The sequence below is a fragment of the Nitritalea halalkaliphila LW7 genome (assembly GCF_000265075.1).
GTDB classification, from domain to species: Bacteria; Bacteroidota; Bacteroidia; order Cytophagales; family Cyclobacteriaceae; genus Nitritalea; species Nitritalea halalkaliphila.
Map to the genome: position 1 here is coordinate 49,583 of NZ_AJYA01000039.1, position 14,515 is coordinate 64,097.

The following is a 14,515-nucleotide window of genomic DNA, read 5'->3' on the forward strand; positions in this document are numbered from 1 at the left end:
ACTAAAACTGTAAAGAGTAGCTTAAGGATGGGAAAGGAATACCTAAAATAGCTAGACGAAAGGCCTGAGGAGGGCGCCCGCCTGATCGGCAAAAAACAAGGAAAATGGATTCCTTCGCCCATAGACATTCATTACCGAAAACGTCCAGTCCCCATCCGCAAACCTACTTTTTCCATTAAATTTAAAATTATATGCCACATCCAGACGATGAAAATCAGGTATCCGCTGCTGGTTACGATCCGTAAATAGCGCTAAGGCATTTCCTGCAAAATCAAACTTGGCCACAGGAAACGTGATCGGACGGCCCGTGCTATAGGTGAACGTGGCGGAAAAGCTGCTCAGGGCACTCAACTTGTAATTACCGATTAAGGTGAGCTCGTGCGGCTTGTCGAAATTAGAAGGGAACCACTCTCCCCGATTAATCGCAAACTCCTCGAATGGGGTAATCACCTGTCGTTCACTTCGCGAATAGGTGTAACTCAGCCAGCCCGTCGTGCGCCCTAAATTTTTACGTATGAACAGCTCCGCCCCATAAGCTCGCCCTCTACCCGGAAGTAGCTCTGTTTCCAAGTGGTTTTGCAAAATTAAATTCGCACCATCGATGTACTCTACGCTATTTTGCATATCCTTATAGTAGAGCTCTACTGAGGTTTCGAAGATGTTCGACTTGAAGTTTTTAAAGAGGCCTATGGAATATTGATCCACTGTCTGCGGGCGCAAAAAGGAGTCACTCAGCTTCCACACATCCGTAGGGGCAATCGTGGCCGTGTTCGAAATCAAGTGAATGAACTGATACATGCGGTTATAGCCGCCTTTCAGCGAGGTTTCTGCATTTAGACTGTAGCGGAAAGAAACCCTTGGGCCCCAGCCCGAATAGGTCTCGATCGCCTCCCCCGCTGCGAAGGCTGTCTCCTCCAGGATGGGGGCTGTCGCCAAAGGCCGGTCCGGAGCATAGGTACGGACATTTCGTGGACCTAGGTAGCGATAATAGTCGTAGCGAAGACCATAAGAAAGCCCCAAGCGACTACCCAGCTCCAGGTCGTGCTGGAAAAATAGGCCGCTTTCATCTGCAAACTCTCGCTGTACCGCACGGGGCAGAAGTTCGGCCTCAGGCCTGGAAGTAAATCGCCCGGTGCCACTTCCAGCCGCTTGCTGTCCCCGCCGAAGGATAAAACCTGAGCAGGGGATAGCTGCCAAATGCCCTGCACACGAAGCCCCTGATCGCGGATACCGGAATTTAGATCGAAGGCCATAGCTCCCCGTGGGTTGGAGATCGTAAATGTATAATCCGTATGATGGACTGTCGCAGCGACACGAAAGCGCTCGCTGAATTTCCCTTCATACTGCAGGGAATGACTCCTATTCGTCCAGGAAATGGTCGTGTCTGAGGCTAAAGCGAAGTCATCGTAGCTATCATAAAAGGAGTAGGTGAGTTGATGCTGCTCACTTAACTCGGCATAAAGTAAGGCATTTACATCGTAAAAATTCGCCTGACTCGTGCGCAGCTCCGGATTGTTTAGCGCCCCTAAGAGCCAGTTGATGTATGAGCCCGAGCCCCCAGCTGAAAAGAGACTTTGTCTTTTACCACAGGGCCATTTAGCGTAGCCTTGCCTGAAATCGTGCTTAGCATCAGGCTGCCTCCATAGCTGTCTAGACTCCCTGTCTTCGGCGTGACCGCCAAAATAGACGCGCCTCTACCGCCATACTGGGCGGGGACCACAGCTTTAAAGAGCGTAAAATCAGTAATGATGTCAGGATTAAATGCGGTGAATAACCCAAACAGGTGTGTGGGGTTATAAATAGGTGCTCCCGCAAAAAGAAACAGATTTTGGTCCGCTCCTCCTCCTCGAACATTTAAACCTGCCGCTGCCTCACCGACCTGACTGACGCCCGGGAGGGTAGCCATAGAGCGGATAATGTCTACTTCTCCTAAAAAAGGGGGAAGTTCTTTTAAATTACTCGTACTTAAGGTTACTGCGCCGAGGGAGGTGCTGCGAATATTTTTTTCAGGATCTCGACCGAAGATGACGACATCGTCCAGCTGGAAATCTTCCTGCTGCATGCGTAGGCTGATGCGGCCGTCTCCTACAGCAGTAAAGGGGTACAGGATCGTTTCGTATCCCACGTACCGAACTTCTAAGAGGTACTCTGCACGTGAAAGCACGAGCTCGAAATTACCATTTAAATTCGTGATCTGGGTGCTCTCTTCTAATTCTATCACACGGACAGTAGCACCTACCAGAGGCTCTCCGGTAAGCTGGTCGGTGATTCTTCCCGACAGCCTAATGCCTTCGCGCTGACCGACATCCCTACCGATTACCACACGCCCCTCCTGCTGCGCGAATACAGCTGCGCTAGAAAAGATCCCCCAAATTAATGCGATATATACTCCCCAGTGTCTCATCTTTTCTCCCTTAAAAACCATTAGGATCTAGTTCCCACAGTGTCACCGCACCGGGAATCTGAACTTCAGGGCTTCGCAGCAGGTAGATGCTGTTATTCAGCTGATAAACTCCTACATTCAAAGCATTTACTGCACCCGAAAAGTCACGTGCCCGTACCCAATTTTTTTCTTTTGGGAAATATTCCCATACCTGACGCGAGCGATTCGCTAAACCGAGTAGCACACGTCCCTCCTGAACTTTGGCAAAGCCAAAACCTCCCCCTAGCTCTCCTGGGAAAATATCTTCTGCGATCCAGTCTTCTGCCGCTGCATCGAAGCGTACTAAACTCCGATTATCTTCTCGGATCACATAAGCAGATCCCTCGAAAACAAAGTGGAAAAGGCCGCCATGGAGGTCAAAAGGGGCATTTTGAAGCCGAACCCAGCTTCCTGTCTCGGGGGTATAGCGATGGACTTCCCGCTGGCTTAACCCTGTATTTCCCCCGCAGACATACAGGCGCCCATTTAACTCGAAAGCTAGGGCCTGCACGGCGATAAAAGGAAGGGAGGCTAATGGCTGAAGGCTCCCCGTCTCCGTGATCTGGTAAAAATCAAAAGCAGGTGTAAAAGGAGCCCGACTTAATGTTGCGGAGCCCCCTCCTAAATAATTCTCTGTTTGGAAAGCCATCCAAAGCGGACGTTCGGGAAGTAAGTCGCCACTTATCCATTCACCGCCGCCTGCGCCATCGTAACGAAAATGATTTTCGATGAAAAAAGTATTGCGGTTAGCACCATTCAGGTAAAAAAACTGTGTTCCTCGCTGGAAATAGTTGCCATTCGCCAGCCGTAGGGTGTTGGAAAGTGTATTGACTTCTTCAAAACGGCCACGCGGATAGCGGAAAAGTGCCTCCAGCTGCCGCTCCTCGCCCTGTGCCACTATGCGGATGGGCACTTCGGGCTGCTCTCCTGCAGGGGGCACACGTACGCTCAGCAGTGACTCAAAACGTAGGCTGAGCACCTCGGCTTCTCGTTCGCCGAAAAAGACGCGTGTGTCAGCTGTGAGATTACGTCCCACGATCTGAACTACAGTACCCGCGGGGCCATTATTCGGACTAAAGGAGGTGATATCCGGGTCTAAGGTCTGAAACTCAATCCTCGGGGCGATGCGCTCCTGCTCTCCCTGCAGGATAAATGCCGCGACACTGTAGCTGGTGCGCAGCTGTAAACCACTGAACTCACCGATAAAGCGCCCAGGGTTTTCGCTAGCGCCTAATGACAAGCGCTCTAGCTCCCTCCCTGCCACGTCATACAAGATAAACCGTGCTCCTCGGCCTGAAAGCGGCTGGAGGTCAGCACTCTACCTAAAACACGCACGCGCTCCCCACTAGTATAAAGAATCTCTTCGGTAATAAGCGAGAGGTCTCGCTCAGTCTCTTCTGTGCAGGCCAGTACCAACAGTATAAAAAATATACCTACCCCTCGATATAAAAGTAATTTGCACGCCATTCATTGAAAATAATGTCTCAAATAAAAGCAGGAGTAACTGTAATCCCAAAAAATGTTCGACTAAAAAAGCGGTCAGAAACGAAATATTTAGATAAGTATTAAAATATCGTCAAAAAATCCTGTAAAAGACGGCGGTAGTCTGTGCTGTACTGCCCATCCGCTTCTTTGATATATAAAGTAGCGGTCGGGAAGGGTAGCCCCCCCAGGTGTAAAGGAGTAGAATAGGACTGGTTTTCTTCCACATTGCGCCCTAGCGCAAAGAGCCCAAGCTCCCGCAAAACAGGCTTGCCGGGACGGTCGTACAGGCTGAGGGACTGCCAGCAGCGTGAAACCTTCCTGCCTCATCACTTCTCGAAACTGCGCCATCTCCGCCGCTGGCAGGATTACATACGCCAAGCCATGTGGGGAGAGGTGCTTGGAAAGGCCCTTAGCTAACTCTTCTAGGCTGAGGGTAAGTGCGTGAAGGGCTTTGTTTTTTTTCGCCTCCTTGCCCAGCAGATGCTGTGCGAAATAGGGGGGATTACTCACGATCAGGTCGTAGCGTTCTGCGGCTTGATGCTGCTGTAGGGGCTCCATGCGCACCGATAAGCGTGCCGCAAAAGGGCTGGCCGCCATGTTTTCGCATGCTTCCTGATACGCATCAGGCTCTGGCTCCAAACCGAGAATGTGGGCATGCGGAAGGCGCTGGGCAAGCATCAGGGCAATCACCCCCGTGCCCGTCCCAATGTCTAAAACCCGTAAGGGTGCTGCATCGGATCTAGCAGGCCCAGCAGATAAGGCCTCCAGTGGACAAGAAGCCCCCAGCACGCAGCGTCCGTGCCTACTTTCAGGCCACTGTGCTGATGGCTGACCCGAAACTGCTTGAACTGAAAATAAGGAGCGCTACTGCGTGGCATAGGCTTTAGGGGTTTTCGGCCTCGTAGCCCCGATCCGCCGGTAGGTTTTGGCCCAAGGCCGCCTCCACTGCCAGCTGATCGCAGCGCTCATTTAGGGGATGACCGGCATGGCCCTTCACCCACTCGAAAGTAGGCTTATAGCGGAGGTGCAGGGGGATGTAGCGCTTCCAGAGGTCGATGTTTTTTTTATCCTTAAAGCCTTTTTTCTGCCAGTTCCACAGCCAGCCCTTCGTCACGGCATCCACCACATACTTGGAGTCCGAAATCACACGTACCGGAATATCTTCCCGCTTTAGGAGCTCCAGTCCGACGATGACGGCCAGCAGCTCCATTCGGTTATTCGTCGTCCTGCGAAAACCGCCGGAGAGCTCCTTCTCGTGGCCTTTATACTGTAAAATGGTGCCGAAGCCTCCGGGACCGGGGTTGCCGCGTGCGGAGCCATCGGTGTAAATGTGAATCATGCTTAAAGAATTTCAACCCCTGCTAGGGCGGTTTTAAAGATTTTAATGGCGATGGACAAGAGAATGATGCCGAAAATGCGCCGGAGAACATCTAAGCCGGTTTTGCCCAACTTCCGCTCCAGCCAGTTCGTGCTTTTCAGTACTGCATACACGATGAGCAAGTTGATCACGATACCGACTGCGATGTTTGGCTGCGTGTATTCTGCCTTTAGCGTCAAAATGGTCGTCAGTGTGCCTGCTCCCGCCACCAGCGGAAAGGCGATCGGTACGATGGAGGCTCCGGCCTTTGCGTCGGGATCAGGCTTGAAAAGCTCTATCCCTAAAATCATTTCCGCCCCGAGGGCAAAGATGATCAGGCACCGGCGATCGCAAAATCCTCCACACCGATTCCAAAGAGGCTGAGGATGGACTTGCCGACGAATAAAAAGAGGATCATCAGCAGGCCCGCGGCCAAAGTCGCCTTTTCGGATTCGATATGTCCTACTTTCTGACGTAAATTAATGATAATCGGGATGGATCCCAAAATGTCGATGACGGAAAACAGAATCAAGGTCACCGAAAGGATTTCTTTGAAATCGAACATATACAAATAAAGACGGGGGGTTATCCGTTAAAGGTGGCGAGAAATGCGGCCATGCCGGCAGATTCTTCCGCCGTGAAAGCGGGGAAGTTAGCCAGTCGGAAGGTACTGGTCTTCAAGGCTCCGTAGCCGCCTCCCAGCTGGTAGCCCAGGGCCGAAGCGGCTGTCTTGGCACGCTGAAGGGCTTCTTCGCTGAGCGTTACGGCTAGGACCGTGCGCGAGCGGGTAGCGGCGTTCGGCACATGAAAATCTAAGTGTGGGTTCGCTGCCACAGCAGCTTCCCAAGCTTCCATTCGGGCACGTGTCTGAGCATCGACTACCGCGATTTCCGGCATGTCCTCTAAAACACGGCAAAGCAAATAAATGCCCAGCACATTCGGCGTGTAGTGGGTTTGGTGGTTGCGCGCATTTTCCAGTGCAAAACTCAGGCTGTTATAACGCCCTCGCTCTCCGACAGCTGCACAGCGGGCTTCTGCCTTGGGCGACAGTAGCAGCACCCCCAAGCCGGCGGGTAGCCCAAAGCACTTTTGAACAGAGGCATACCAACAGTCCGCCAGGCTAAAATCTAAGGTGATGCCCCCCATGGAAGAGGTCGTGTCCACAGCGATAAGCTGCTCTGGAAAGCGCTCACGCAGGGCACGCAGGGTCTCCATGGATACCGCGCTGGCATTCGCCGTTTCGTTTTGGGTGATCGCCAGCAGCTCCGTACCTTCTGGCAGCTGCAGGTCAGCGACTGGAATTTCCTGTCCCGCCTCCAGCTTAAGGGCCTGGGTTTTCGGATGGATGTGCTGCGCGAAGTCCACCCACTTTTTGCCGAAGGCCCCACTGTACACATGATAGGAAGCCTCCTGCACAAGCGACTGGCTTAAAATTTCCCAGTTTTCGGTGGCCGAAGAGGTAAAAATCAGGCGGTAGCCTTCTGGCAGCCCCAGTTTCTCACGAAAGAGCTGCTCCACACGTGCGTACAGCTCCATAAAAGTGGCAGAGCGATGGTTAGCCGATAAAATACCTGCCGTGTAGGCATCCTGTAAGTAAACGGGGACTTGGGCATGGACCTTAGAGGGGCCTGGAGCAAATGGAATCATGATTGGAGTTGGTTAAGAAAATACTGGATGGCGAGCGCGTACCCTTCTAGGCCGAGGCCGCTGATCATGCCCACACAGGCGGGGGCGATCAGGCTTTTATGGCGAAAGGCCTCTCGCTTGTGAATGGCCGAAATGTGTACCTCCACCGTCGGGCTGCTGATGGCTTTCAGCGCATCGTGTAGGGCCACGGAGGTATGTGTGTAAGCCCCTGCATTTAGAATGATGCCGTCTGCGCTGAAGCCGATGGCATGCAGGTGATCGAGCAGCTCCCCCTCATGGTTGCTTTGGAAATAGTGTAGCTCGACCTCTGGGAAGCGCTGCTGCAGACCTTCGAAAAACTGTTCGAAAGTAGTGCTGCCGTAAATTTCAGGTTCACGGCGCCCCAGCAGGTTTAAATTCGGGCCATTAATCAGGTATAGACGTGCCATCAGTAAGCGGTTAAAGGTTTCGGCTACAAAAGTACATAAAGCCTGCAGGTTTCTGAAAGGGACGCGGCTTTTTTAGTAGAAAGCCGGTAAGGGCAGGGGAAAGCAGCGGGATTTTTTGGCTCGCGCCAAAGCGCTATCTTTGTGCAGGGCCATATTTTCTGATGGCCGGCGGAGCATGAAACACTGGGACATCCATATTCGGGAATTTGACGCCTACCTGCGAATCGAGCGAGGGCTGGCCGCGAATACACGTGCAGCCTATCTCCAAGACGTAGAAAAGCTGCGTAATTACCTCTTGGCCGAGGGCCAAACGTCCCCGGAGAGTGTGCGCCTACAGCATTTGAGGGATTTCGCGCGGGAGGTGGCGGCACTCGGGGTTTCGCCCTACACGCAGGCGAGGATTATTTCCGGTATCAAGGCCTTTTACAAGTACCTGCGCTACGAGGAGCACATATCGGAGGATCCCGCGCAGCTGCTGCAGGCGCCGAAATTAGGTAGAAAACTGCCCGAGGTGCTCACAGTACATGAAATCGACCGGCTGCTGGAGGCCATACCGCTGGGAAAAGCGGAGGGGCACCGGAATCGGGCCATGATCGAGTTGCTCTACAGCAGTGGCCTGCGGGTCTCAGAGCTCGTCGGCCTCACCTTTAACGATGTATATGCCGACATTCGCTTTTTGCGGGTGATGGGGAAAGGCAGTAAGGAGCGTCTGGTGCCTTACGGCAAAAGTGCGGCCCATCACCTTGCGCTGTTTCTGGAGCAGCGCCGGCAGCAGCAGCCCGCGCCTGGGCATGAGGCCTATCTTTTCTTAAATCGGCGGGGCAAGGCGCTCAGCCGGGTGATGGTCTTTCTCTTGCTAAAAGAATATGCTGCCGCTGCGGGCATCGAAAAAACAGTCAGCCCGCATACCTTTCGGCATAGTTTTGCGACCCATCTTATCGAGGGAGGGGCGGATCTGCGCGTGGTGCAGGAGCTCCTTGGCCATGCCAGCATCACCACCACCGAAATCTATACCCATTTAGATCGCGATTACTTGCGGCAGGTCATGCAGTCTTTCCATCCCCGGGGGTAAACGCTTCGCCATCCCAGGGTTTAGTTAGGGCTTATCTGATTGATTTATAGGTTGCTGTGCGCATGTTTTTTGGCCTTTAGGCCTTCCCTTTCTCCGGCAGCGCTGGAGTATTCGCTGTGGAAAAGCGCGACTTTGTAAAATTAAAGCTGTATTTTAGCGGTTTGAATTTAGACCAGCAGCACCGTGTATAAGGCTCTCATTAAACCTTGGCTTTTCCGGAAATCCCCGGAGGAGGCGCATCATTATACCTTTCGACTTATCAAGCGTTATTTCACACTTCCTCTTCTGAAGGACCTCATTCGGGGGCAGTTTGCCTATTCCCATCCCAGCTTACGCCGAGAGGTCTTCGGGCTCACGTTCGAGAACCCGGTAGGTCTGGCAGCAGGTTTCGATAAGGATGCCGTGCTGATCGAGGAGATGGCGGCCCTGGGTTTTGGCTTTATCGAAATCGGGACGCTGACACCGCGACCGCAGGCTGGAAATCCGCAGCCTCGACTCTTTCGCCTCCCGCAGGATGAGGCACTCATTAACCGAATGGGCTTTAATAATGGTGGCGTGGAGGAGGCGGTGGCCCGTTTGCGCCAGCGCAAAACCAAGGTGCTGATCGGTGGTAACATCGGGAAAAATAAAGATACTCCGAACGAGGAGGCTTATGCCGATTACCTCTACTGCTTCCGCGCCCTCTATGAGGTGGTGGACTATTTTGTGGTTAATGTGAGCTCACCGAATACGCCCAACTTACGTGCGCTCCAAGAAAAAGCACCCCTGCAGGCGCTATTAAGTAAGTTGATGGAAGAAAACCGACGACAGGAGCGTCCGAAGCCGCTCTTGCTGAAGATCGCCCCGGATCTGACGAATGGGCAGCTGGATGACATCATCGACATCGTGAAGACTACGGGCATCGATGGGATTATCGCCACGAACACGACCATTTCTCGTGAGGGGCTGCAGACTCCTGCTGCGGAGGTAGAGGCTATCGGGGCGGGCGGGCTCAGCGGAAAAACCGTTCGTGCGCGCAGCACAGAGGTTATTCGCTATCTCCACACCCAGTCTGGCGGGAGTTTTCCCATCATCGGGGTGGGGGCATTTTCACAGCAGAGGATGCTTATGAAAAGCTGCAAGCAGGAGCTAGTCTTGTGCAAGTCTATTCGGGCATGATTTATGAAGGTCCGTACATGATAAAACGCATTAAAGAGGGCCTCGCCCGAAAATTTAATACCCAAGCATAGCGTAGGCAAAATTAGTTATGGCGCAATCAAAACCGCGAACCAATAGGCTCCGCACGAAGCCCACGACGCAGCCGGAGGAAGCTTCAAGATCGAAGAAAGGCTGGTCCATGCCCTCTTTTCGACTGAAATGGGATAAGGCCCGCTGGGCATTTATCTTCGGTATGCTCTGTCTGTTAGCGGGCATGTTTCTGTTCATCGCATTCATCAGTCACTTGATCCATGGGCCTCAGGACCAGAGCTTGCTGCAGGCGGGTGGGGACATCCCTACTGCTGAGCTTGCCGCCCAGAGCGAAAATGTAAATGGCTACTGGGGTGCGCGGCTGGCTGCCTTTTTTATGCAAAACTGGATCGGTATCGGAGCGCTCTTCCTGCCTCCCTTCCTGCTTTTATCCGGGCTCCGTCTGGCTTTTAAGCTCCAGGTTTATCCGCTCGGGCGCTATTTTCTGTTTATGGTCTTCACGGGCTTATGGCTTAGCCTGGCCCTCGGCTATCTGGCCGCCCAGTTTTCGGGCTGGTCGGGACTGTCTTTTTACAGTGGCTTCTTTGGTTTCGCACTGGCGACAGACCTGCTGCAGCTTATCGGTTTCGGAACTCCGCTATTACTGTTGGGGAGCGCAGGGCTATTTGTGGCCCTGTTTTACGGTCTGATCGGGCGTGCTTCTCTGAAAACAGAGGCCGCTATGGAGGAAGACGCAGAAGATAGGGTTGAGGCTGCTGCGGATCCTTTGGCGCTCGCGCCAAAGGATATGGATGAGGCTGCTCCTAGACATCCATTTTACCATGAAGAGGAAACGGAGGCCTTCGAGGAGGAAGAGGAGGACGCTGAACAAGCATTTTCAGCAGATGCTGACGCGTCCCAGCAGTGAGGGTGGAAACTAAGCCGAAGGTGGCACCATCTGCAGCGCTTGGATCGTCTGAAGAGGGACCCCGGTTTCATGTGGAAGTGCCTGATGAGGAAGTGGCAGCAAAAGAAGAGGTGCCGGAGCGTCGTTTTTCAGTGCATAAACCAGAGGAAGAGAAATCTGCCGATGAGGTAGAAAACTTGGACCCTTATGACCCTACCTTAGAGCTTCCGCGGTACCAGTATCCTACCTTGGATCTGTTAAATGAGTATGACTTTCAGCGGGTGACGGTGAGTAAGCAGGAGCTGGAGGATAACAAAAATAAGATCGTAGAGACCTTAGTTAATTTTAAAATTGGTATTCAGGAGATCAAGGCTACCATCGGTCCTACGGTCACGCTGTATGAAATCATTCCCGATCCGGGGGTGAAAATTTCGAAAATCAAGAATTTAGAGGACGATATCGCGCTGAGCTTAGCGGCGCTGGGGATTCGTATCATCGCGCCGATTCCGGGACGTGGCACGATCGGGATAGAGGTGCCAAACAAGAATCGGGAGCTAGTGCCAGCACGATCGGTTTTTGGGACGGAAAAGTTCATGCGTTCGGATAAGGACCTGCCTGTGGCGCTGGGTAAGACGATCTCGAATGAGGTTTTCATCGTGGATTTGGCTAAGATGCCGCACTTGCTGATGGCTGGAGCGACTGGCCAAGGGAAGTCGGTGGGGCTCAACATGATTTTGGCCTCACTGGTGTACAAGAAGCACCCTGCACAACTGAAATTTGTTTTAGTAGATCCGAAAAAGGTGGAGCTGACGCTGTTTAATAAGATCGAGCGGCACTTTTTAGCCAAGCTTCCAGGTACAGAAGAGGCGATAATTACGGATACGAAAAAGGTGATTTATACGCTCAACTCGCTATGTATCGAGATGGATAACCGGTATGACTTGCTGAAAGATGCGGGTTGTAGGAACCTAAAAGAGTACAATGCCAAGTTTATCAGCCGGAAGTTAAATCCCGAAAAGGGGCATCGTTACATGCCGTACATTGTGCTGGTCATCGATGAGTTAGCGGATCTGATGATGACGGCGGGTAAGGAAATCGAAGGTCCTATCGCGCGCTTAGCGCAGCTGGCACGTGCCATCGGGATTCACTTGGTGGTGGCGACGCAGCGTCCTTCTGTAAATGTAATTACAGGGATTATCAAGGCCAATTTCCCGGCGCGACTTTCTTTCCGGGTGACCTCGAAGATCGACAGTCGAACGATTTTAGACGCTGGCGGTGCGGAGCAGTTGATCGGTATGGGAGATATGCTGCTTAATCAGGGTTCTGAGGTGACGCGTCTGCAGTGTGCTTTTTTGGACACGCCTGAGGTGGAGGCTGTCTGCGAGTGGATCGGGGAGCAAAAAGGCTACCCAGATGCTTATATGCTTCCGGAGTTTGAAGGGGAGGATGGCGATGGAGGTGCGAGTGACATCGACCTATCGGAACGCGATGCTCTATTCGATGAGGCTGCCCGGCTGATCGTCCTGCATCAGCAGGGTAGTACCTCTTTGATCCAGCGCAAGTTAAAATTAGGCTATAACCGTGCTGGGAGGATCGTGGATCAGCTAGAGGCAGCGGGCATAGTAGGTCCTTTCGAGGGAAGTAAGGCCCGAGAGGTGCTTATTCAAGATGAGGCAAGTTTGGAACGATTATTGAGCTCTTTATAGGTTAGTTAATTAAGAGATTTAACGAGATAAAAAATCCATGAAACAACTCCTATGTGTGGTATTGGTGGCATTTTTAATGCCCTTTGCCGCCCAGGCCCAGGAAAAAAATAAAGAAGCACTCGCGCTTTTAGACGCAGTGAGCAGCAAGTATCAGCAGCTAAGCGGCTTTAAGGCGAATTTCGAGTTCAGTTACAAGCATCCTGCAGATCAAGCGGCCAGTAAACAGCAGGGAGAAATCGCAGTAAAGGGCAGTAAGTATCGGTTAAAGCTGCCCGGCCAGGAAATTTTTAACGACGGCACCACGTCATGGACGTATATAGAAGATGGTAATTATAAGGAAGTTACTATTAACGATGCAGCTGCTGCGGAGGATGAATTGACACCGTCGAGCATCTATACCTTGTATAAGAAGGGATATTTTTACACCTTGAAAGGCGAAGAAAAGGTAGGGGATAAGCTGGCGCAGGTGGTGGAGCTTACGGCGGAGAAACGTTCGGCAAGCTTTCGGTCTGTTACCCTTTATATCGACAAAGCTTCCAAGGCGCTGCTGGCCTGGGATATACAAGATGACCAGGGGGGAGTGTTTTCCTATCGCTTTAAGCAGGTAGAAAGCCCGAAACAGTTCGAGGACAGTTACTTCGTGTTCGATGCCTCGGCTAAGGGCAAAGTAGAAATTATAGATTTACGATAAGCACATGAAAAAATCGGATATCGTGGCGCAGATGCGTCGGAAACAGTCTTGCCTCTGCGTGGGGTTAGATGCTTCTTTAGAGAAAATCCCGAGTCATCTGAAAACGGAAAAGGATCCGATTTTAATTTTTAATAAGCGCATTATCGATGCTACGGAACCCTATGCAGTCGCGTATAAGCCGAATGTGGCTTTTTATGAGGCCCTCGGGCCAAAGGGTTGGGAGACCTTAGCAGAAACTTTGGCCTATATCCCTAAGGATTGTTTTACGATCGCAGACGCCAAGCGCGGGGATATAGGAAACACAGCAGAAGCATACGCTAAAGCTTTCTTCGATGTGCTCGACGTAGATAGTGTGACGCTCGCGCCCTACATGGGGGCCGACTCGATTCAGCCTTTTTTAGGGCGGTTGGGTAAGTGGGCCATTGTTCTCGGGTTAACCTCGAATGCGGGGAGTGCTGATTTCCAAATGCTCACCTTGGCGGACGGTTCTTATGTTTTCGAGTCTGTGGTCAGGCAGATGGCGCGCTTGGGGAGCCCGGAAGAACTGATGTTCGTCGTGGGAGCTACACGGGGTGAATCTATCGCACGGGTGCGGGCTGCTGCCCCGGAGCATTTCTTTTTAGTGCCTGGTGTCGGTGCACAAGGAGGAAGTTTAGAGGATGTCATCCGGTATGGCGCTACTGCAGAAGGTGGAGTGTTAGTCAATAGCTCACGAGGTATCTTATATGCTGGAAGTGGAACGGATTTTGCCCAGCGGGCAGAGACCGAGGCCAAACGACTGCAGGAGGAAATGGCGCGACTGTTTGCGCTTCATGGCGTGTTACAGGGCTAATGTTTTTAAGGTTTGCCAGCAGGCTTTTAAAAGTTTTCATAAGAATTTACGTTGTTCCGCCCTTTAGGACTGCATCTCATCCAAAAGGACTGCATCTAAGATAGCGGTCTGCGGGCCGGTACTTTACCCTAGCGTCTTCAAAGGTAGGGCGGTTCCGAATGAAAAAATGGACGGAGGAATTTATTTCGAAACTTTTCTCCTTTGTTTTCAGTTACTTGAACCGGGCTTAGATATTTTCTTTGATGTGGGGCCTTGCAAAACGAGAAAAAAGCTGCACCTTTGCAATCCCAAACGGGGGAAGCGGTTGAAAGCAACGGCACATGGACAGGCAAGAAAAAGGCGGATAGAAGTGCTTACGGGTGGTTTTAGGGTGTAGAAATACACGAGGAAACATCCTTTAAAGAGTTCTTTTATCAGCAGCCGAGAGCAGAAAATAATTTTTAATTTTTTGCTTGCCGAATGAAAAACTTTCTCTACCTTTGCAAACCCAAACGAGGGGAAACAAACAGAATGAGAGTACAGATGCTTCAGCTTAGGTGCTGGGAGCATTAACGAAGAGGAGACGCAAGGTTTTCTGATACGTTCTTTGAAGTGTTGTAAAACGAAACAAAAACATCCAAGACAATTTAGGTGAGATAATGTTTTTATCCACCGTCAATTTAGACAATCGGAGACACAGGAAAACGAGTGATGCTATAGGCATCACGCCAAACACTTTACAATGGAGAGTTTGATCCTGGCTCAGGATGAACGCTAGCGGCAGGCCTAATACATGCAAGTCGAACGGGATCCAGAAGCTTG

12 protein-coding genes, 1 rRNA gene and 3 pseudogenes are annotated in these 14,515 nt (G+C 51.7%); 7 read left to right on the forward strand and 9 right to left on the reverse strand.

Annotated features, from left to right (window positions below):
* Positions 1-51: 51 nt before the first annotated feature.
* From A3SI_RS20945 to aroQ, 9 genes and pseudogenes are all read right to left on the reverse strand, one after another.
* Positions 52-1,197, reverse strand: coding sequence for a TonB-dependent receptor plug domain-containing protein (locus tag A3SI_RS20945; protein ID WP_009056391.1), 1,146 nt, complete (start codon positions 1,195-1,197; stop codon positions 52-54).
* Positions 1,198-1,525: 328 nt separating this feature from the next.
* Positions 1,526-2,404 (reverse strand): TonB-dependent receptor, encoded by an 879-nt coding sequence (locus A3SI_RS20950; protein WP_238531747.1) that lies wholly within the window; start codon positions 2,402-2,404, stop codon positions 1,526-1,528.
* Positions 2,405-2,414: 10 nt separating this feature from the next.
* Positions 2,415-3,686: an IPT/TIG domain-containing protein gene (locus A3SI_RS12450; RefSeq protein ID WP_040670864.1), complete on the reverse strand. Its 1,272-nt coding sequence runs from the start codon at positions 3,684-3,686 to the stop codon at positions 2,415-2,417.
* A 290-nt stretch (positions 3,687-3,976) separates the two neighbouring features.
* Entirely contained in the window at positions 3,977-4,585 is a 609-nt protein-coding gene (locus A3SI_RS17630; RefSeq protein ID WP_238531748.1) for a methyltransferase, read from the reverse strand.
* Between the two features lie 32 nt (positions 4,586-4,617).
* Entirely contained in the window at positions 4,618-4,785 is a 168-nt protein-coding gene (locus A3SI_RS19370) for a hypothetical protein (RefSeq protein ID WP_162098455.1), read from the reverse strand.
* Between the two features lie 5 nt (positions 4,786-4,790).
* Positions 4,791-5,246 carry a ribonuclease HI gene (rnhA, locus tag A3SI_RS12465; protein WP_009056404.1) on the reverse strand — a complete coding sequence of 152 codons (456 nt, stop codon included), beginning with the start codon at positions 5,244-5,246 and terminating at the stop codon, positions 4,791-4,793.
* A 2-nt stretch (positions 5,247-5,248) separates the two neighbouring features.
* Positions 5,249-5,829: pseudogene (locus tag A3SI_RS12470) on the reverse strand (MarC family protein).
* Positions 5,830-5,849: 20 nt separating this feature from the next.
* Positions 5,850-6,911: an aminotransferase class V-fold PLP-dependent enzyme gene (locus A3SI_RS12475; RefSeq protein ID WP_009056406.1), complete on the reverse strand. Its 1,062-nt coding sequence runs from the start codon at positions 6,909-6,911 to the stop codon at positions 5,850-5,852.
* The gene (gene aroQ / locus A3SI_RS12480) at positions 6,908-7,339 is read right to left on the reverse strand and encodes a type II 3-dehydroquinate dehydratase (protein WP_009056407.1); all 432 of its coding nucleotides are present in this window, start codon (positions 7,337-7,339) and stop codon (positions 6,908-6,910) included. Before aroQ ends, A3SI_RS12475 begins: the two co-directional genes overlap by 4 nt.
* 175 nt (positions 7,340-7,514) lie before the next feature.
* On the opposite strand from aroQ, the gene xerD reads away from it, so the two are divergent.
* The 7 genes and pseudogenes from xerD to A3SI_RS12515 form a co-directional block, all read left to right on the forward strand.
* Positions 7,515-8,411 carry a site-specific tyrosine recombinase XerD gene (xerD, locus tag A3SI_RS12485; protein WP_009056408.1) on the forward strand — a complete coding sequence of 299 codons (897 nt, stop codon included), beginning with the start codon at positions 7,515-7,517 and terminating at the stop codon, positions 8,409-8,411.
* A gap of 183 nt (positions 8,412-8,594) precedes the next feature.
* A pseudogene (locus tag A3SI_RS12490) lies at positions 8,595-9,640 on the forward strand (quinone-dependent dihydroorotate dehydrogenase).
* A 17-nt stretch (positions 9,641-9,657) separates the two neighbouring features.
* Complete coding sequence (locus A3SI_RS23310) at positions 9,658-10,506, forward strand: DNA translocase FtsK 4TM domain-containing protein (RefSeq protein ID WP_040670868.1); 849 nt, start codon at positions 9,658-9,660, stop codon at positions 10,504-10,506.
* A 59-nt stretch (positions 10,507-10,565) separates the two neighbouring features.
* Positions 10,566-12,191: pseudogene (locus A3SI_RS23315) on the forward strand (DNA translocase FtsK); the annotation flags it as partial.
* A 37-nt stretch (positions 12,192-12,228) separates the two neighbouring features.
* A complete protein-coding gene (locus tag A3SI_RS12505; protein ID WP_040670871.1) occupies positions 12,229-12,882 on the forward strand; it encodes a LolA family protein in 654 nt (217 codons plus the stop codon).
* Between the two features lie 4 nt (positions 12,883-12,886).
* Positions 12,887-13,714, forward strand: a complete 828-nt coding sequence (gene pyrF, locus A3SI_RS12510; protein WP_009056416.1) for an orotidine-5'-phosphate decarboxylase — start codon at positions 12,887-12,889, stop codon at positions 13,712-13,714.
* 718 nt (positions 13,715-14,432) lie between these two features.
* Positions 14,433-14,515: ribosomal RNA gene (locus A3SI_RS12515) — 16S ribosomal RNA — on the forward strand; the annotation flags it as partial.